This window comes from Variovorax sp. F042 (genome assembly GCF_057814215.1).
On the sequence record NZ_JBVASX010000055.1, the window covers coordinates 1 to 309 of the forward strand.

General features: G+C 66.3%; 1 pseudogene. It reads left to right on the forward strand.

The annotated features are described in order from the left end of the window. Positions 1-309: pseudogene (locus ACZYSP_RS35370) on the forward strand (carboxypeptidase regulatory-like domain-containing protein); the annotation flags it as partial.

Below are 309 nucleotides of genomic sequence, written 5' to 3' on the forward strand. Positions count from 1 at the left end.
ACTCTTCGTCGGCGACGACCCTGCCGGCTACCTCCACAGCGGCTTAGGCGTGGGCCGCGACGCCAACAACCAGGGCGGCTTCACAAGCCTCTTCCGCCCAGAAAACACGGGCCGCACCTGGGACCGCGCCAACTTCGAGTTCTTCCGCCCAAACGGCGACCTGGCACTCAGCTACCGCGCAACCGACGTGGGAGACAACGTCACCTTCGGCTCCGTCACCGTGCGCAAGGTGGGCAGCACGCTCAAACTCGCCGGGGACGGCCATGTCTACGCCTCCAACGTGCGCCCGGTGTTCGCTTACCGCGACAT